We start from the raw sequence: 18,860 nt of genomic DNA, 5'->3' as shown, positions 1-18,860 counted from the left end.
CAATGGAGAGTCTCATGGCCACGATGAACATCTCGCTGACCGACCCGCTCAAGCAGTTCGTGGACGAGGAAGTACGTGAAGGCGGCTATTCCAGCACCTCCGACTACGTGCGCGACCTGATCCGCCAGCGCCAGCGCAGCAAGGCCGAAGACCTGCTGCGGCAGTTGATTGCCGAGGGTCTGGCGTCGGGGCCTGCCGTGCCTTTGGCGCCAGACCATTTTGACAAGCTGCGTGAGCGCGCACGGAACCGCAAGTGAAGCCTTCGCATTGGTCACCTTCAGCGGTTCGAGATCTTGATCAGGCAGCAGCCTGGTATGCAGATCAGGGCGGAGAAGTGCTGGAAGTCGGCTTCATCGATGCGGTGGAATCCGTCGTCAAGCTGATCGAGGCCCATCCGGGTGCTGGTTCCGCACTGCATGCGGGTCTGTTGCCCTCGCTGCCAGCGCCGTTGCGTTTTCATCCGGTTCGTCGCTTCGACGGCTACCTGGTCTATTACGTGGAGCTACCTGAGCATGTTTCCATCGTGCGCATCTGGAATGCTTCGCGGGGCATGGAAGCGCTGTTCGAAGGCGAGGAGCTCAACCCCGATATTGGTTCGTCGCATCCAGGATACTGATCAATGACATTCCTCCCGCAACTCCGTATTCCCGCCACCTACATGCGCGGCGGCACCAGCAAGGGCGTGTTCTTCCGCCTGCAGGACCTGCCCGAAGCCGCGCAGGTGCCGGGCGCCGCACGCGATGCACTTCTGATGCGTGTGATCGGCTCGCCCGATCCGTATGGCAAGCAGACCGATGGCATGGGCGGTGCCACCTCCAGCACCAGCAAGTGCGTGATCATCTCCACTTCTTCGGTGCCGGACCACGATGTGGACTACCTGTACGGCCAGGTCTCGATCGATACCGCCTTCGTTGACTGGAGCGGCAACTGCGGCAACCTCAGCACCGCAGTTGGCCCGTTCGCGATTGCCAATGGCCTGATCGATCCCGCCCGCGTGCCGCGCGATGGCCTGTGCACCGTGCGCATCTGGCAGGCCAACATCGGCAAGACCATCATCGCCCACGTGCCGATGCGCGATGGCGAAGTGCAGGAGATCGGCGATTTCGAGCTGGACGGCGTGACCTTCCCGGCCGCCGAGATCCAGCTGGAATTCATCGACCCATCCGACGATGGCGATGCCGGCGCGATGTTCCCGACCGGCAACCTTGTCGATACCCTGGATGTGCCGGGCGTGGGCAGTTTCGAGGTGACGATGATCACCGCCGGCATCCCGACCATCTTCCTCAATGCTGCCGACCTGGGATACACCGGCACCGAGCTGCAGCCGGCGATCAACGAAGACAAGGCAGCGCTGGAGCGCTTCGAGAAGATCCGCGCCTACGGCGCCTTGCGCATGGGCCTGATCAGGAACCTGGAAGACGCGGCAACCCGCCAGCACACACCGAAGGTCGCCTTCGTGGCACCGGCACAGGACTACGTGTCGTCCAGCGGCAAGGCCATTCCGGCCTCGGCGATCGACCTGCATGCGCGTGCGCTGTCGATGGGCAAGCTGCATCACGCGATGATGGGGACCGCCGCCGTGGCGATCGGTACCGCAGCGGCGATTCCGGGCACCCTGGTCAATCGCGCGGCCGGTGGTGGTGAACGCGAAGCGGTGACCTTCGGCCATCCGTCCGGCACGCTGCGCGTGGGTGCGCAGGCCGCGCTCGTTGACGGCCAGTGGACGGTGACCAAGGCCATCATGAGCCGCAGCGCCCGTGTGCTGATGGACGGCAAGGTGCGGGTGCCGGCCGAATGATGCGCCGGTAAACGCCAACCAAGGTTGGCGACTACTGGGTCGCAGGGACCGATTGCTTTGGTAGATGCCAACCTTGGTTGGCATGGTGCGTGGGTAACCGCGCACCGCAACGAGGAGATCGACAATGTCTGACAGCCACACCCCATCCAACGGGCGTGCAGCGTGGGATGCGCTGCTGGTGGACATCGTCGATTACGTACGCGACGCCCGCATCGACTCACCGCTGGCGTTCCAGACCGCACACCATTGCCTGCTCGACACGCTCGGTTGCGGGCTGGAGGCGCTGTCCTTCCCGGCCTGCAGCAAGCTGCTTGGGCCGCTGGTGCCGGGCATCAGCGTGGTCAACGGCGCGCGCGTACCGGGCACGCACTACGTGCTGGATCCAGTGCAGGCCGCCTTCAACCTCGGTGCGATGGTGCGCTGGCTCGACTTCAATGACACCTGGCTGGCCGCCGAGTGGGGCCATCCATCCGATAATCTCGGCGGCGTCCTGGCCGTCTGCGACTGGCTGGGGCGCAACGCGCAGGCCCTGCGTCGCCCGCCGCCGACCATGCACGACGTGCTGCTGGCGATGATCAAGGCGCACGAGATCCAGGGCGTGCTGGCGCTGCAGAATTCCTTCAACCGGGTCGGGCTGGACCATGTGGTGCTGGTCAAGGTCGCGACCACCGCAGTGGTTGCGCAGCTGCTGGGGCTGGATCGCGAACGCATGCTCAATGCGCTGTCGCTGGCCTGGGTCGATGGCCAGGCGCTGCGCACCTACCGGCACGCGCCCAACACCGGCTCGCGCAAGAGCTGGGCGGCGGGTGATGCGACCAGCCGGGGCGTGCGCCTGGCGCTGATGGCGGCCAGTGGCGAGATGGGCTATCCCAGCGTATTGAGTGCACCGACCTGGGGTTTCGAGGCTGTATCCATGCACGGCCAGGCGTTGACGCTGGGGCGACCGCTGGGCAGCTATGTGATGGAGAACGTGCTGTTCAAGATCAGCTACCCGGCCGAATTCCATGGCCAGACAGCCGTGGAGGCGGCGATTGCGCTGCACCAGCAGCTGCGCGCGATGGGGCGGCGGGTCGAGGACATCGCGTATATCGCGATCCGCACCCAGGAAGCCTGCATCCGCATCATCGACAAGCAGGGCCCGCTGCATAATCCGGCCGACCGCGACCACTGCGTGCAGTACATGGTGGCCATCGCGTTGCTGCACGGGCGGTTGACGGCCGAGGACTACGAGGATGACGTCGCCGCCGACCCGCGCATCGACGCACTGCGCGCGAAGATGGCCTGTCATGAGGATCCGCAGCTCAGCGCCGATTACCTGGACCCGGACAAGCGCAGCATCGCCAACGGCCTGAGCGTACGCTTCAGCGACGGTACCGAGCTGCCCGAGGTACTGGTGGAATACCCGCTGGGCCACGCGCGCCGACGTGAGGAGGGCATTCCGCTGCTGATGGACAAGTTCCGCCGGCACCTGGCCCACCGCTTCCCGACCGCCCAGCAGCAGCGCATCCTGGCCGCATCGCTGGACCCGGTGGCGCTGGCAGCGATGCCGGTGACCGACTACGTGGACCTGTACCTGCCGGGGTAGGGCGCGCCTTGGTAGGTGCCAACCTTGGTTGGCACGGGCCCAACGCCAACCAAGGTTGGCGGCTACCGGGACCGCCGGGCATGGCCCTGCGCTACCGTTCCGATGCATTCCTGCCGAATCCGCGTCAACACCTTGACGCGGCCTGCCTATAATGGCCACCTCGATCAAGGAGTGACGACATGAGCGGTCCGGCACGGCGGAAGCGGTGGGGATGGGCGGCGGCGGTGCTGGCAGGAGGCCTGTTGCTGGGCCTGGCCGGCTGCCGCAACGACAGCGGGCAGCTGCCCAAGGCCAGCGGTGAAGCCATCACCACCAAGGCCGAGCAGGTGAAGGAGTTCACCCTGCTGCGCGCGTACCCGGACCAGAAGAATGACGGCCTGTCGCTGGCGCTGGAGTTCTCGCGCCCGCTGGTCGGCACCCAGGATTTCGACACGCTGGTGCGCTTCGAGGAGAAGGTCGGCACCGACGACAGCAGCTGGACGCTGTCTGATGACGGCCTGACCCTGCGCTACCCGTTCGTCGAGGCCGGCAAGGAGTTCAGCCTGGTGGTCTCGCCGGACCTGCTTGCCGCCGATGGCAGCCGCCTGGGCAAGGAACTGAAGCAGAAGGTGTTCAGCGGCGAACTGAAGCCGGTGGTCGGCTTCGCTTCGCAGGGCAGCGTGCTGCCGGCCAAGGACAGCCGCGGCCTGCCGGTGGTGTCGGTGAACGTGCCGGAGGTCGACGTCGAGTTCCTGCGCGTGCGCGAGAAGGACCTGCCGACCTTCTTCAGCCAGTACCAGCGCGGCGGCCGCCGCGGCAGCTGGGAACTGAGCAGCGATTACGAGCGCAGCCCGATCAACAAGCTGGCCGAGCCAGTCTACGTCAACCGCTTCATCCTCGGCGGCAAGCAGAACGAGCGGGTGCTGACCTACCTGCCGACCCAGGACATCAAGGAACTGCAGGAGCCGGGCCTGTACTTCGCCCTGCTCAAGCGCACCGGCGACTACGAGGGCGAGTTCGATACCGCGTTCTTCTCGGTCAGCGACATCGGCCTGCACACCCGGGCGTACAAGGACAAGCTGTTCGTGCACACCGCCGGCCTGAAGGACGGTGCGCCGCTGAAGGGCATCGACCTGCGCGTGCTCGATGCCAAGGGCGAGGTGGTGCTGAAGGGCAGCACCGACGGCAACGGCAATGCGCTGCTGAACTACACCCTGGACGCCACCCACGTGCTGGTCGCCAGCAGCGGCAAGGACACCAGCTTCCTGCCGTTCAACCAGCCGGCGCTGGACCTGAGCGAATTCGCCGTGGCCGGCCGCGACAACGCCTGGTTCGATGTCTATGCCTGGTCCGGCCGCGACCTGTACCGCCCGGGCGAGACCGTGCGCCTGTCCGCGCTGCTGCGCGACAACGATGGCAAGCCGGTCAAGGCGCAACCGGTGTTCCTGCGCCTGAAGCAGCCCGACGGCAAGACCTTCCGCGAGACCCGCCTGCAACCGGGCGAGCAGGGCTACATCAACTTCGAGCAGGTCATCCCCGCTGAGGCGCCGACCGGGCGCTGGCAGGTGGAATTCCGTACCGACCCGGCCAGCAAGGAAGCGATCCAGGGCATGACACTGCGCATCGAAGAGTTCCTGCCCGAGCGCATGAAGCTGGACCTGGACAGCGCGCAGAAGACGCTGAAGCCGGGCGAGGAGCTGCGCCTGCAGGCCAATGGCGCCTATCTGTACGGTGCGCCCGCCGATGGCAACCGCTTCACGGCGCGCATGGCGGTGGCCGCCGAGCAGCAGCCGGTGGAAGGCCTACCGGGCTACTTCTTCGGCGACCCGACCCTGCAGTTGCCGCGCGAAGCCAAGGATGTGATCGACACCACGCTGCCGGCCAATGGCCAGCTGCGCGAGGACGTGGCCCTGCCGGAAGAGGCGGCCAAGGCCAAGGCGCCGATCGCGGTGGTGCTGTCCGGCAGCCTGTACGAGACCGGCGGCCGTACCGTCACCCGCACCCTGAAGCGGGTGATGTGGCCGGCCAATGCGCTGGTGGGCGTGCGCCCGCTGTTCAATCCCGAAGACGGTGCCGATGCCAACGGCAATGCGCGCTTCGAGCTGATGCGCGTGGATGCAGCGGGCAAGCCGCAGCCGGCCAAGGGCCTGAAGATCACCCTGGTGCGCGAACTGCGCGATTACCACTGGACCTTCAACGACAACCGTTGGGACTACGATTTCACCCGCCGTTTCGAGAACAAGGAAACGCGCACCGTCGATGCCGGCGGCAGCGCGGTGGCCTTTGATTTCCCGGTGGAGTGGGGCGAGTACCGGGTGGACGTGTTCGATCCGTCTACCGGTCTGACCAGCCGCTATCCGTTCCGTGCGGGCTGGAGCTGGGGGGATGACAACCGGGGGCTGGATGCACGCCCTGACAAGATCAAGCTGGGCCTGGACAAGACCGGCTACAAGGCAGGCGACACGCTTGAGGTGACGGTGACCCCGCCGCATGCCGGCAAGGGCATCCTGATGGTCGAGACCGACCGCATGCTGTACGTGCAGGACATCGACGCCAAGCCGGGTTCGACCTTCAAGATCCCGGTCACCGCCGACTGGGAACGCCACGACGTCTACATCACCGCGCTGGTGTTCCGTGGTGGCAGTGCGCCGAGCAAGATCACCCCGGCCCGTGCCGTGGGCGTGGTGCATGTGCCGATGGACCGCAAGGGCCGCACCGTGGCGGTCGGCCTGGCGGCGCCCAAGCAGATGCGCCCTGAGCAGGACCTGCCGGTGACGGTCAGCGCACCACAGTTGGCCGGCAAGATGGCGCACGTCACCGTCTCGGCGGTGGACGTGGGCATCCTCAACATCACCCGTTTCCCGGTGCCCGATGCCGGCGCGCACTTCTTCGCCCAGCGTCGCCTCGGCATCGATGCCTACGACATCTACAGCCGGGTGATCGAAAGCTTCGACGGCGGCGCCGGCAAGCTGAAGTTCGGCGGCGACATGGCGCTGCAGGCACTTCCGCAGGCCAAGCGCCCGACCGCACGCGTGCAGACCGTGGACCTGTTCTCCGGCCCGGTGCAACTGGATGCCAAGGGCAATGCCCGCATCCGCCTGAAGGTGCCGGACTTCAACGGCACGCTGCGGGTATCGGCGCTGGTCTACAGCGATGACCAGTACGGCAAGCGCGATGTGGAAACCGTGGTGCGTGCCCCGATCCTGGCCGAAGCCAGCATGCCGCGCGTGCTCGCCCCGGGCGACCGCAGCACCGTCACCCTGGACGTGCAGAACTTCACCGGCAAGCCGGGTGCGTTCAACGTGCGGGTGGAGACCGAGGGCCCGCTGGCACTGGCTGAAGGCACGCGCAGCGTGCAGTTGAACGCCGATGCCAAGAGCACGCTCAGCTTCCCGCTGTCGGCGCGCGAGGGCCACAGCGTGGCCAAGGTGCGCGTGCGGGTCGATGGCAATGGTTTCAGGGCCGATCGCCGCTATGACCTGCCGGTACGTGCGGCGTGGCCACAGGTGCTGCGTTCGCAGGTGCGCACGCTGGATCCGCTGGCCGCGGTCAGCCTCGACAACAGCCTGACCGAGGGCCTGATGTCCGAGTCGGTGAACGCACGGCTGCTGGTCAGCCCGCTGCCGCCGATTCCGTTCGCCAGCGCCCTGCAGGGCGCGTTGAACTACCCCTACGGCTGTGCCGAGCAGACCACCAGCAAGGGCTACGCCGCGCTGATCCTGGACCAGGCGACGTCGTCGATGCTTGGCGCCGATGGCTTGGATGCCAAGACACGCCGCGAACGCATGGAAGGCGCGTTCGGTCGGTTGGCGTCGATGCAGGTAGCCAATGGCAACTTCTCGATGTGGGGTGACGACGGTTACGTGAACCCGTGGCTGACCCCGTACATCACCGAGTTCCTGCTCGATGCCAAGGACGCCGGCTTCGCCGTGCCCGACAACGTGCTGCAGAAGGCGCTCAACCGCCTGAGCGAGGATCTGCTGTCCGGCGGCAACCAGTTCTACGGCCAGGATGACCGCGAGAAGCTGAAGTTCGCCAACCAGGCGTATTCGGGTTACGTGCTGGCGCGGGTCAACCGCGCACCGCTGGGCACCCTGCGCACGCTGTATGACAACGAGCGCAGCAAGGCGGTTGGTGGCCTGTCGCTGGTCCATCTGGGTGTGGCGCTGTCGCTGCAGGGCGATGCCAAGCGTGGCCAGGCGGCACTGGCGGCGGCGTTCGCCAAGTCCAGCAGCGAGCGCCCGTCGTACTTCGGCGACTACGGCAGCGCGATCCGCGATGACGCATTGATGATCGCGCTGACGCACGAGAACAAGCTGGCCAAGCCCGCCTGGGACGCACGTGCCGTCGATCTCGGCCGTGGCCTGGATGCGCGCCGCAATGCCGGCTGGATGTGGCTGAGCACGCAGGAACAGGTGGCGATCGCCCGCCTCGGCAAGGCGCTGGCTGCCAACCAGAAGGCGCTGGTGGCCGGTGAGCTGGTGATCGGCGGCAACAGCGAAGCCATCGGCGAGCGCAAACTATTCGGCCGCAACTTCAGCGCCACCGAACTGGCCAGCGGCGTGCGCTTCACCCCGCAGGGCCAGCCGCCGATGTTTGCCAGCATCGACGTGGCCGGCATCCCGCGCAGCGCACCGGCGCCGGACAACAGCGTGCTGGGTGTTGAACGCAGCTACTTCGGCACCGATGGCAAGCCGTGGACGCCGCGCCCGCTGAAGGAAGGCGAAGCGCTGATCGTGCGCGTCACCGTCACTGCCGACACCACCATGCCGGATGCGCTGCTGACCGACCTGCTGCCGGCGGGCCTGGAGATCGAGAACTTCAACCTCGGTGATGCCAAGCAGTGGGCTGACGTGGTGGTCGATGGCATCACCATCAGCGACCGCAGTGAAGCAGCCGATACCAAGCACGAAGAGTTCCGCGACGATCGCTACGTGGCCGCGCTGAAGCTCTCGCGTGGCAGCAAGGCCAACGTGTTCTACCTGGTGCGTGCGGTGACCCCGGGTACCTACTCGGTGCCGCCGCCGCTGGTGGAGGACATGTACCGGCCGCAGCTGCGTGGCGTTGGCCGCAGCAACCCGACCACGATCACGGTGGTGCAACCGTGATCCCACGGATGGGCCGCGCAGGGGCGGCCCGTCCTGCGGGCAATGTGCAATGAAAGACGCAATGAAAAACCGGCTGGCGGCCCTGCGCCGCCGGCTGCAGCCGCTGTGGCCGTGGCTGCGCTGGGGTACCGCGGCGCTGCTGGCGCTGCTGCTGGTGCTGGATTTCGCCTTCCCGCCACCCTTGCCGAAGCAGCGCGACACCAGCACCCTGGTGGTGGCTGCAGACGGCACACCACTGCGTGCGTTCGCCGATGCCGAGGGCGTGTGGCGCTATCCGGCTTCCATCGACAGCGTCTCGCCGCTGTACCTGCAGGCATTGCTGACCTACGAAGACCGCTGGTTCTGGCGCCATCCGGGCATCAATCCGCTGGCGATCCTGCGGGCAAGCGGCCAGCTGCTGCGCGGCGGCCGCATCGTCTCCGGTGGCTCGACCCTGACCATGCAGGTCGCACGCATCCTCGATCCGCATACGCGCACGCCCTGGGGAAAGCTCAAGCAGATGCTGCGCGCGGTGCAGCTGGAAGTGCATCTGAGCAAGCAGCAGATCCTGGCCCTGTACCTGGAGCGCGCGCCCTACGGCGGCACCATCGAGGGCGTGGAAGCGGCCAGCTGGGCCTATCTGGGCAAGCCGGCGGCGCAGCTGTCGCATGCCGAAGCCGCGTTGCTGGCGGTGCTGCCGCAGGCACCGAGCCGGCTGCGCCCGGATCGTCACCCGGAAGCGGCGCAGAAGGCGCGTGACAAGGTGCTGACCCGCATGGCCGAACTGGGCGCGTGGACACCGGAAGAGGTGCAAGACGCGCGCATCGAGAACGTGGTGGCGCGCTCGCTGCGGCCGCCGCTGCATGCCGCGCTGCTGGCGCAGCGCCTGCATTCGGCGCATCCGGGCCAGGCACGCATCCAGAGCAGCATCGACATCGGCCTGCAGCGCACGCTGGAAGAGCGCGTGGCCAGCTATTTCTCGACGCTGCCCGAGCGTACCTCGGCCGCGCTGCTGGTGGTCGACAACCAGACCCTGCAGGCGCGTGCCTATGTCGGTACGTTGTCCTTTGGCGACCGCCAGCGGCTTGGCCACGTGGACATGGTGCAGGCCTGGCGTTCGCCCGGCTCCACGCTCAAGCCATTTCTCTACGCGATGGCACTGGATGATGGCCTGATCCATTCGGAGAGCCTGCTGGTCGATGCGCCGCAGAGTTTCGGCAGCTATCGCCCGGGCAATTTCGATATGGCCTTCAATGGGCCTGTTGGCGCCTCCAGCGCATTGCGGCTGTCACTCAACGTGCCGTCGGTGGACCTGTTGCAGCGGGTCGGGGCCGCGCGCTTTGCCGCACGCCTGTCGCATGCCGGCATCCAGCTGCGCTTTCCGCCGGGCAGCACGCCCAACCTGTCGTTGATCCTGGGCGGCACCGGCGCGCGGCTGGAAGATCTGGTCGGCGCGTTCGCCGCGCTCAACCGCAATGGCATCGCCGGGCGCGTGCGTTACACCGATGACGAGCCGATGATCGAGCGACGTCTCGCTTCGCCCGGCGCAAGCTGGATCGTGCGCGAGATGCTGGAATCGAATCCGCGCCCGGGGTACAGCGTCGGTACGTTCGATGTCGGTGGCCGCCCGCGCGTGGCGTGGAAGACCGGCACCAGTTACGGGTACCGCGATGCGTGGGCCATCGGCAGTACCCGCCATTACACCGTGGGCGTGTGGGTGGGCCGGCCGGACGGCACGCCTCTGCCGGGCCAGTACGGCGCGGTCACCGCGCTGCCACTGATGTTCGAGGTGGTGGACAGCCTGCCACGCCAACGCGGTGACTCGGCGTCCGCGCCGATGCCGGCCAGCGTCAGCCAGGAAGACGTCTGCTGGCCGACCGGTGAGCGTGCCGAAGACCTGTCTGCTGCGCTCTGCCAGCGCAGGATGTCGGCCTACCTGCTCGATGGCGCAGCACCGCCGACCTTCCCCGAGCGCGAGGCACGACGCTGGCAGCCGGGGCGGCAGCGTTTCCTGGCAGACGCCCGCAGCGGTCTGCGCGTGTCAGCCGATTGCCGCTTGCCGCACGAAGAAGTTGCGCGCGAGATCGCGCGCTGGCCAGCGTTGCTGTCACCGTGGCTGCCCAAGGCCACGCGCGAGGCCTCCCAGCTGCCGGCGCTGTCGCCGGACTGCCGTGATGATGGGCGTGAGGCCAGCGTCGCGTTGCACATCGATGGCCTCAATGATGGCGCCGCACTGGCGCGTGCACCCAACGCCGAACATGGCGTACGCCTGCAGCTGCGCGCGCTGGGCAGCGAGCAGACGGTGGACTGGCTGCTGGACGGTCGCTGGATCGCGCAGACTCACGGTGCGCAGTTGATGCAGCGCGAGTTCGCCGAACCGGGCGCGCATGCCCTGACCGCACTGGCGGCCGACGGCGCGTGGACGCAGGTGCGGTTCACCGTACTCCGGTAGGTGCCAACCTTGGTTGGCACGTCCCGTATGTCTGCCACGCTGTTGTAGAGCCGAGCCCATGCTCGGCTGCTCCTGCGACGTGCATGCAGAGGTAAGCCGAGCATGGGCTCGGCCCTACAACACCGTAGATGGCCGCGAGCCCTTGGCGTAACCGCTATTCCCCGATCCACCCATCCAGCAGGTCGGCGAATTCATCGGCGTGTTCCTCTTCCTGCGCCAGGATTTCCTCAAGGATGCGCTTGGTGGTGGTGTCGCGGTCGCCGATGAAGTTGATCATCTCGCGATAGCTGTCGATGGCGATGCGCTCGGCCACCAGGTTCTCGCGCACCATGTCGCGCAGGTCGCTGCCTTCCTTGTACTCGGCATGCGAACGCGCGGTGAGCGTATCGGGGTTGAAATCAGGTTCGCCGCCGAGCTGGACGATGCGCTCGGCCAGCTTGCCGGCGTGCGCCTGTTCCTGCTGTGCATGCTCGAGAAACTCGGCTTTCACCGCATCGGCCAGCATGCCCTTGGCCATGAAATAGTGCCGGTAGTAGCGCAGCACGCAGACGTACTCGGTGGCCAGCGCGTCGTTGAGCAGCTTGATCACCACCTTGCGGTCGGCGCTGTAGCTGTCGGTGATCGCGCCATCCTCGATGTTGCGCCGGGCGCGATCACGCAGGGTCTTGCGGTCGCTGATGCCGGGAACCTTCGCGGCGGGCTTGGGGGCTTTGGCTGGCTTGCTGGACATGGCTGGCCGTTTCCTTTTGCGGTGGAGAATCAGGTGGGCAGGTGCTCCAGCACGTACTCGGCTGAAGAGACTTCGAACTGGCCGGGTTGTTCAACCCAGGCGGCGCGCACCACGCCATCGACCACGTACAGCGCGAAGCGACGCGAGCGGATGCCCATGCCCGAGGCGCTGGCGTCGAGCTCCAGGCCGAGCGCGCGGGTCAGTTCTGCATTGCCGTCGGACAGCATCAGCAGGCCGTCGGGCACGTGCTGGTCGGTGGCCCAGGCTTTCATCACGAACGGATCGTTGACCGCCACGCAGTAGACGTCGATGCCGCGCTGGCGGAAGGCCTCGAACTTTTCGACGTAGCCGGGCAGGTGACGGGCCGAACAGGTGGGGGTGAACGCACCGGGCACGGCGAACAGCACCACCTTGCGCGCGTCGAACAGCGAATGCGTATCGAGCGTTTCGATGCCCTCGCGGATGCGCTTGAGGGTCACTTCCGGAATGCGGTCGCCAACGTGGATGGTCATGGTGGACTCCTTGCAGGGGCAGGCTAGAGGCCGGCGTGGGACAGGGGCGTCAAGACATTGGAAAACCGGCGTGCAGGCCCCATCTTCAGGCCTGGCGGGGCAGGCTTCCAGTCACAGCCTGGGGCATGGGGATGGCAGCCGCATTGCGCAGGATCAGTCGGCCTCACCAGGGCCGCACGAGGGGCGGCGTAGCATCGCCGGCGCGTAGAATGAACCCGGGGCGGCGCCACCGGCGCGGCCGAAGCGAATCGAGGTAGATGGATGGAATTCAAGGATTACTACGCCACCCTGGGGGTGGAACCGAGCGCGGGCGAGGCGGAGATCAAGACCGCCTACCGCCGGCTGGCACGCAAGTACCACCCGGACGTCAGCAAGGAGGCCGGGGCCGAAGACAAGTTCAAGGCGGTCAACGAGGCCTACGAGGCGCTGCGTGATCCGGAGAAGCGCGCGGCCTACGACCAGTTGCGCGCGCAGGGCTATCGCCCGGGCGAGGAGTTCAACGTGCCGCCGAACTACGGCGGCGCCGGGGGCTTCAATTTCGAGGAAGTGTTCGGCGGTGGCGGCCCCAATGGCGGCTTCAGCGACTTCTTCGAAAGCCTGTTCGCGCGCCAGCGTGGCGGTGGCGGCGCTGGTCCGGGGCCGGGCTTCAGCAGCCAGGGCCATGCGCCCAATCGCGATACCCGCGCCAAGCTGTCGGTACCGCTGGAGGCGGCCTATAACGGTGACAGCCTGCGCATCACCGTCAACGGCAAGCAGCTGGACGTGCGCGTGCCCAAGGGCATCCGTCCGGGCCAGGTGATACGGCTGGCCGGGCAGGGCAATCATGGCGGCAACCTGCTGCTGGAAGTGGAGTACGCCGCGCACCCGCAGTTCGAGGTCGATGGCCGCAACATCCTCTATACGCTGCCGGTCACACCGTGGCAGGCCGCGTTGGGAACCAGCATCAGCGTGCCGACCCTGGGCGGTGCGGTGGAGCTGAAGATTCCGGCCGATTCCGATGCCGGGCGCAAGCTGCGCCTGCGTGGCCGTGGCCTGCCGGGCAATCCGGATGGCGACCAGATCGTCGAGATCGAGATCGTGGCCCCGGCCGCGACCGATGAGGCGCAGAAGAAGGCATACCGGAACCTGGCCAAGGCGTTCGGCGAAACGATCTGAGGTGGATTCTGGTGGGGGCGGACCTGGGGCCACACGCTTTTCGGCCGTTCAAGGCGTGCCAACCAAGGTTGGCACCCACCGGAATGTTTCAGCCCTGCCCGGCGAACACCCGTTCCAGCACCTCGGACAGTTCGTCTTCCGAGAACGGCTTGGTGATGTAGGCCTTGGCGCCCTGGCGCATGCCCCACATGCGGTCGGTATCCTGGTCCTTGGTGGTCACCAGGATCACCGGAATGTGCCGGGTCGCCTCGTCACGGGCCAGCGTGCGGGTGGCCTGGAAGCCGTTGAGGTTGGGCATCACCACGTCCATCAGGACCAGGTCGGGCAGCTCGGCCTTGGCGGTTTCGACCCCGGCGGCGCCATCGGTGGCGGTCAGGATCTGGTGCCCGAGCTTCTCGACGATGCGCTGTATCCCCAACAGCTGCGACGGTGAGTCGTCGACGATCAGAATGCGTGCCATGTTGTTCCCCATGTAATGCCCGCAGTGTAGTGCGGGCACATTACCGGCGGGAGGGGACCGCCTGCCGTCCGTCGCCTGCCTGCGACGTTCAGTCGATCCGCACCACGGTGCGGCCCAGCGAGCCGCCGGCCAGCATCCGCTCGAACACGGCGGGCAGGCCATCCAGGCCGACTTCGGCAGTACAGATGCGGTCCAGGTGCTGCGGTTTCCAGTCACTGCCCAGTCGCGACCACACCTCTTCGCGCAGCCCGCGCGGCGCATTGGCCGAGGACACGCCCAGCAGCGAGACACCGCGCAGGATGAACGGCATCACGGTCATGTCCAGCGTCGGGCTGGCGGCCAGACCGGCACTGACCACGCTGCCGTAGGGCACGGTCTGCGCCAGCAGGCTGGCCAGCATGTCGCCTCCGGCATTGTCGAGGCCACCGCCGAAGCGCGCCGACTGCAGCGGGCCGGTATCGGCCAGCGCGTCGCGTGGCAGTACCTCGGTGGCGCCGATGCTGCGCAGGAAATCGGCCTGGTCCGGCTTGCCGCTGACCGCGTGCACGCTGTAGCCGGCACGGCTGAAGATCGACAGCGCCAGCGCACCGACACCGCCGCTGGCACCGGTGACCGCCAGCGGGCCGAGTTCCGGGGTCTGCCGGTTGTCCTGCATGCGCAGCAGGGCCAGCGCCGCAGTGAACCCAGCGGTGCCCAGCACCATCGCCTCGCGAGGGGTCAGCCCGGCCGGCTGGGCGATCACCGCACGCGACTCCAGCCGCACGTACTGGCTGTAGCCGCCGTCGCGGGTTTCGCTGAGGCCGCAGCCGGTGGCCAGCACCGCGTCGCCTTCACGCCAGTCAGGATCGGCGCTGGCGACTACGGTGCCGGCCACGTCGATGCCCCCGACCAGCGGGAAGCGGCGCAGGATCTTCCCCTTGCCGGTGCCGGCCAGGGCGTCCTTGTAGTTGACCGAGGACCAGTGGGCGCGGATCAGCACCTGGCCGGGGTTGAGGTCGTCGACACCCAGCTGGGCCAGGCCGCTGCGGTAGCCGGCGTCGTCGTTTTCGATACGGAAGGCGGTGAACGGGGTGGTGGGGGCCATCGGCGTTGCCTGACTTCGAGGAAAACGCCACCTTACCCCGTAGCCCCCCTTTCGATCCTGCCGATCCGCCCCATCTTGTATGATCGGTGATGGTTTCACGGCTGGCGGTGCGGGAAGGGCCCGTGCCGCAGCCCAAATCTTGATGGAGCGTGCATGGCCTGGAATACACCCGGCGGCAACAAGGGCGGACAAGGCCCCGAGGACAATCGACGCGGGCCGTTCGGGTCACGCGGCGGTGGCAATGGTGGTGGCTGGGGCGGATTGCCCGGACCACTGAAGGACCTGTTCGACGGCGGCTTCGTGCGTTGGGTGGTGGCGGCCGTGGTGCTGCTGGTGCTGTTCTCCAGCTTCCAGCTGATCGGCGAACAGCAGCGTGGCGTGGTGCTGCGCTTCGGCCAGTTCTCGCGCATCCTGCAGCCCGGCCCGAACTTCAAGCTGCCGTGGCCGATCGAATCGGTCACCAAGGTCAATGCCACCGAGATCAAGACCTTCTCGATCCAGGTGCCGGTGCTGACCCGCGACGAGAACATCGTCAACGTCTCGCTGAACGTCCAGTACCGCATCGACGACCCGCAGCAGTACCTGTTCGGCACCGTGGATGCCAACCAGGTGCTGGAGCAGTCGGCGCAGAGCGCGGTGCGCGAGGAAGTCGGCCGCGCCGACCTCAACGCCGTGCTGAACAACCGTGGCCCGCTGGCCGTGGCCGCCGAAGAGCGCCTGCAGGCGCTGCTGAAGGCGTTCAAGACCGGCCTGACCGTGACCGGCCTGACCCTGCAGGACGCCCGTCCGCCGGAAGAGGTCAAGCCGGCCTTCGACGAGGTCAATGGCGCCCAGCAGGTCAAGGAACGCCTGATCAACGAAGCCCAGGCCTACGCCGCCAAGGTCGTGCCGGAAGCCCGAGGCCAGGCCTCGCGTGCCCGTACCACCGCCGAAGGCTACAAGCAGGCCGTGGTGTCCAAGGCCGAGGGTGACGCGCAGCGCTTCAGCCTGTTGCAGGCCCAGTACAAGGACGCCCCGGAAGTGACCCGCAAGCGCCTGTGGCTGGAGACCGTGCAGCAGGTGCTGAGCGAGAACCGCAAGGTGATCGGTGGCGATGGCCGCCAGCTGATCTACGTGCCGATGACCGGCGATACCCGTCCCACCACCTCGGCCCCGCCGGGGGTGACCAACCCGGAGGTGGTGATGCCGTCGCTGCCGGGCGCAGCGGTGGAACAGTCCCGTGATCCGGGCCGGCCGGTGGGCCGCCCGACCGGGCGACCGAGCGGCCGTGAGGAGGGCAGCCGATGAAGAGTCCTATCTGGATCGCCGTGATCGTGGCGGTGGTGCTGGGCCTGCTCGGCTCGGTGTACGTGGTCCGTGAGGACCAGACCGCCATGGTGCTGAACCTGGGCAAGGTGGTGCGTTCGGACATCAAGCCGGGCCTGCACTTCAAGGTGCCGGTGGTGGAAACGGTGAAAGTCTTCGACCGCCGCTTCCAGGTGCTCGACACCGCCCCGGCGCGTTACTTCACTGCTGAGCAGAAGGACGTCAGCGTCGACTTCTTCGCCATCGGCTACATCTCCAACGTGGGTGACTACTTCCGTGCCACCGGCGGCGATCCGCGTATCGCCAATGCCCGTCTGGCACCGATCATCACCGACTCGCTGCGCAACCAGATCAACTCGCGCACCCTGCAGCAGCTGGTTTCCGGCGACCGCAGCGAGCTGATCGCCGAGCAGCTGAAGGGGATCAACGAAGCCGTGGCCGGCCTGGGCATGCAGATGATCGACCTGCGCATCAAGCAGGTGGACCTGCCGACCGACAGCCAGGTGATCAACGACGTGTACGAGCGCATGCGCGCCCAGCGCAAGCAGGAAGCCGCCAAGCTGCGCGCTGAGGGCGAGGAGCAGTCGCTGACCATCCGCGCCCAGGCCGACCGTGACAGCACCGTACTGATCGCCGAGGCCGAGCGTGATGCCCAGCGCCTGCGCGGTGAAGGCGATGCCGACGCCGCCCGCATCTACGGCAAGGCCGGCTCGGCCGACCCGTCGTTCTACGCGTTCTACCGCAGCCTGGAGGCCTACCGTGGCTCCATGACCGACGGCAACGGCGTGATCGTGCTGGACAAGAACGACCCGTTCCTGCAGTACCTGAAGAACGACCGCTGAGGTCGCAGGGCGTTACCCCACGGGGCCCGGCTGAATGCCGGGCCCCGTGTTTTTTCCGGAGTCCCCCCCATGAAAGATCTGTTCGCCGCCGTCTGCCTGGTGGCGGTGCTGGAAGGCCTGTTCCTGTTCGTCGCACCGTTCGCCTGGAAGCGCATGGCCGAGCGCCTGCTGGACATGCCGAGCCCGGCCCTGCGCAGCTTCGGCGGGCTGGTGCTGCTGGCCGGCCTGAGCCTGCTGTGGTGGGCACGGCACTGAACCCCGCCCTGTAGCGTCCGAGCCCATGCTCGCGCGGCGCCGCGCAGCGGCGGAAAGGCAGCCGAGCATGGGCTCGGCTCTACATGAGACGCCGGCCTGACCGGCCGGTGAAGCCGTCCGTCGGAAAGGTGGCACCCGACCCCGGAAACCCGGATAATGCACAAAAGCCGGACGGGCCTCCCCGTTCGGCTTTTTCCGTGTCTGGGCCTTCCATCGCCGGCCGCTCCCCGTTTGGAGCCGCCTTGCAGGTGCTGGCCAGCCCCGCCACGGTTTACCCGTCCGCGGCCCCGATGGCCGCAACAAATCGAGGAGCCCGTCATGGGTCAGTCTGTCGTAGTGTTGGGTGCCCAGTGGGGCGATGAAGGCAAGGGCAAGATCGTCGATCTGCTCACTGAGGAAATCGGCGCCGTCGTGCGCTTCCAGGGCGGCCACAACGCCGGCCACACCCTGGTCATCAACGGCAAGAAGACCGTCCTGCACCTGATCCCGTCGGGCATCCTGCGTGACGATGCGCTGTGCCTGATCGGCAACGGCGTGGTGATCTCGCCCGCCGCACTGCAGAAGGAAATCGCCGAGCTGGAAGCCTCCGGTGTGGAAGTGCGTTCGCGCCTGAAGATCTCCCCGGCCGCGCCGCTGATCATGCCGTACCACATCGCCCTGGACCAGGCGCGCGAGCGCGCTGCCGGCGGCAAGGCGATCGGCACCACCGGCCGTGGCATCGGCCCGGCCTACGAAGACAAGGTGGCGCGTCGCGGCATCCGCATCGCTGACCTGCACTACCCGAAGCAGCTGGAAGAACTCCTGCGCACCGCGCTGGATTACCACAACTTCGTGCTGACCAAGTACCTGAACACCGATGCGGTCGACTTCCAGAAGACCTTCGACGAAGCGCTGGCCTTCGGCGAATACGTGCAGCCGATGAAGTCCGACGTGGCCGGCATCCTGCACGACCTGCGCAAGCAGGGTAAGCGCGTGCTGTTCGAAGGTGCGCAGGGCGCGCTGCTGGACATCGACCACGGCACCTACCCGTACGTCACCAGCTCCAACACCACCGTCGGTGGTGCGCTGGCCGGTTCCGGCGTCGGCGCCGATTCGATCGACTATGTGCTGGGTATCGCCAAGGCCTACGCCACCCGCGTCGGCGGCGGCCCGTTCCCGACCGAGCTGGACGACGAAGTCGGCCAGGGCATCCGTGACCGCGGCGCCGAGTACGGTGCTTCGACCGGCCGTCCGCGTCGTTGCGGCTGGATGGACATCGTCGCGCTGAAGCGCGCAGTGGCCATCAACGGCATCAGCGGCCTGTGCATCACCAAGCTGGATGTGCTGGACGGCATGGAAAAGCTGAAGGTCTGCATCGCCTACGAATACAACGGCAAGCGTACCGAGTACGCGCCGCTGGACGCGCAGGGCTGGGAAGAGTGCACCCCGGTGTACCTGGAGTTCCCGGGCTGGAGCGAGAACACCCACGGCATCACCCACTGGGACGAGCTGCCGCCGGCCGCACGTGCCTACCTGCGGTCGCTGGAAGAGCTGGCGGGTTGCCCGATCAGCATCGTCTCCACCGGCCCGGACCGCGACCACACCATGGTCCTGCAGGATCCGTTCGCCTGAGTGAG

At 67.1% G+C, this 18,860-nt stretch carries 15 protein-coding genes; 11 read left to right on the top strand and 4 right to left on the bottom strand.

Annotation, left to right across the window (positions count from 1 at the left end):
- Positions 1–14 precede the first annotated feature (14 nt).
- The 6 genes from V3B41_RS04270 (at position 15) to pbpC (ending at position 10,901) form a co-directional block, all read left to right on the top strand.
- The gene (locus V3B41_RS04270) at positions 15–257 is read left to right on the top strand and encodes a type II toxin-antitoxin system ParD family antitoxin (protein WP_049430069.1); all 243 of its coding nucleotides are present in this window, start codon (positions 15–17) and stop codon (positions 255–257) included.
- The gene (locus tag V3B41_RS04265; protein ID WP_049430070.1) at positions 254–616 is read left to right on the top strand and encodes a type II toxin-antitoxin system RelE/ParE family toxin; all 363 of its coding nucleotides are present in this window, start codon (positions 254–256) and stop codon (positions 614–616) included. The genes V3B41_RS04270 and V3B41_RS04265 overlap by 4 nt, the downstream gene beginning before the upstream one ends.
- A gap of 3 nt (positions 617–619) precedes the next feature.
- Positions 620–1,798, top strand: a complete 1,179-nt coding sequence (prpF, locus tag V3B41_RS04260) for a 2-methylaconitate cis-trans isomerase PrpF (protein ID WP_049430071.1) — start codon at positions 620–622, stop codon at positions 1,796–1,798.
- A 124-nt stretch (positions 1,799–1,922) separates the two neighbouring features.
- Complete coding sequence (locus V3B41_RS04255) at positions 1,923–3,383, top strand: bifunctional 2-methylcitrate dehydratase/aconitate hydratase (RefSeq protein WP_295550836.1); 1,461 nt, start codon at positions 1,923–1,925, stop codon at positions 3,381–3,383.
- A gap of 179 nt (positions 3,384–3,562) precedes the next feature.
- Entirely contained in the window at positions 3,563–8,470 is a 4,908-nt protein-coding gene (locus V3B41_RS04250) for an alpha-2-macroglobulin (protein ID WP_049430073.1), read from the top strand.
- Between the two features lie 49 nt (positions 8,471–8,519).
- Positions 8,520–10,901, top strand: coding sequence for a penicillin-binding protein 1C (pbpC, locus tag V3B41_RS04245; RefSeq protein WP_329860190.1), 2,382 nt, complete (start codon positions 8,520–8,522; stop codon positions 10,899–10,901).
- Positions 10,902–11,055: 154 nt separating this feature from the next.
- Here the strand turns inward: pbpC and V3B41_RS04240 are convergent, their stop codons facing one another.
- Together V3B41_RS04240 and V3B41_RS04235 are read right to left on the bottom strand one after the other, a co-directional pair.
- Entirely contained in the window at positions 11,056–11,631 is a 576-nt protein-coding gene (locus tag V3B41_RS04240) for a ferritin-like domain-containing protein (RefSeq protein WP_049430075.1), read from the bottom strand.
- 29 nt (positions 11,632–11,660) lie between these two features.
- The gene (locus V3B41_RS04235; RefSeq protein WP_049430076.1) at positions 11,661–12,143 is read right to left on the bottom strand and encodes a peroxiredoxin; all 483 of its coding nucleotides are present in this window, start codon (positions 12,141–12,143) and stop codon (positions 11,661–11,663) included.
- A gap of 261 nt (positions 12,144–12,404) precedes the next feature.
- Between V3B41_RS04235 and V3B41_RS04230 the strand changes: the two genes are divergently transcribed.
- Positions 12,405–13,298, top strand: a complete 894-nt coding sequence (locus V3B41_RS04230; protein ID WP_043399085.1) for a DnaJ C-terminal domain-containing protein — start codon at positions 12,405–12,407, stop codon at positions 13,296–13,298.
- Between the two features lie 88 nt (positions 13,299–13,386).
- On the opposite strand, the gene pilH is transcribed toward V3B41_RS04230, so the two are convergent.
- Together pilH and V3B41_RS04220 are read right to left on the bottom strand one after the other, a co-directional pair.
- Positions 13,387–13,758, bottom strand: a complete 372-nt coding sequence (gene pilH, locus V3B41_RS04225; protein WP_005410644.1) for a twitching motility response regulator PilH — start codon at positions 13,756–13,758, stop codon at positions 13,387–13,389.
- Between the two features lie 88 nt (positions 13,759–13,846).
- Positions 13,847–14,842, bottom strand: a complete 996-nt coding sequence (locus V3B41_RS04220) for a YhdH/YhfP family quinone oxidoreductase (protein ID WP_197620207.1) — start codon at positions 14,840–14,842, stop codon at positions 13,847–13,849.
- 153 nt (positions 14,843–14,995) lie between these two features.
- On the opposite strand from V3B41_RS04220, the gene hflK reads away from it, so the two are divergent.
- From hflK to V3B41_RS04200, 4 genes are all read left to right on the top strand, one after another.
- Complete coding sequence (gene hflK, locus V3B41_RS04215; RefSeq protein WP_197632903.1) at positions 14,996–16,129, top strand: FtsH protease activity modulator HflK; 1,134 nt, start codon at positions 14,996–14,998, stop codon at positions 16,127–16,129.
- Positions 16,126–16,989 carry a protease modulator HflC gene (locus V3B41_RS04210; RefSeq protein ID WP_010482785.1) on the top strand — a complete coding sequence of 288 codons (864 nt, stop codon included), beginning with the start codon at positions 16,126–16,128 and terminating at the stop codon, positions 16,987–16,989. The genes hflK and V3B41_RS04210 overlap by 4 nt, the downstream gene beginning before the upstream one ends.
- A gap of 69 nt (positions 16,990–17,058) precedes the next feature.
- Positions 17,059–17,244, top strand: coding sequence for a DUF2065 family protein (locus V3B41_RS04205; RefSeq protein WP_049427618.1), 186 nt, complete (start codon positions 17,059–17,061; stop codon positions 17,242–17,244).
- 318 nt (positions 17,245–17,562) lie between these two features.
- A complete protein-coding gene (locus tag V3B41_RS04200) occupies positions 17,563–18,855 on the top strand; it encodes an adenylosuccinate synthase (RefSeq protein ID WP_049427619.1) in 1,293 nt (430 codons plus the stop codon).
- Positions 18,856–18,860 lie beyond the last annotated feature (5 nt).

This window comes from Stenotrophomonas sp. SMYL89, assembly GCF_036319985.1.
GTDB lineage: Bacteria > Pseudomonadota > Gammaproteobacteria > Xanthomonadales > Xanthomonadaceae > Stenotrophomonas > Stenotrophomonas maltophilia_Q.
The sequence above is the reverse complement of the archived record's forward strand: the minus strand, read 5'-3'. Positions and strand labels throughout refer to the sequence as shown.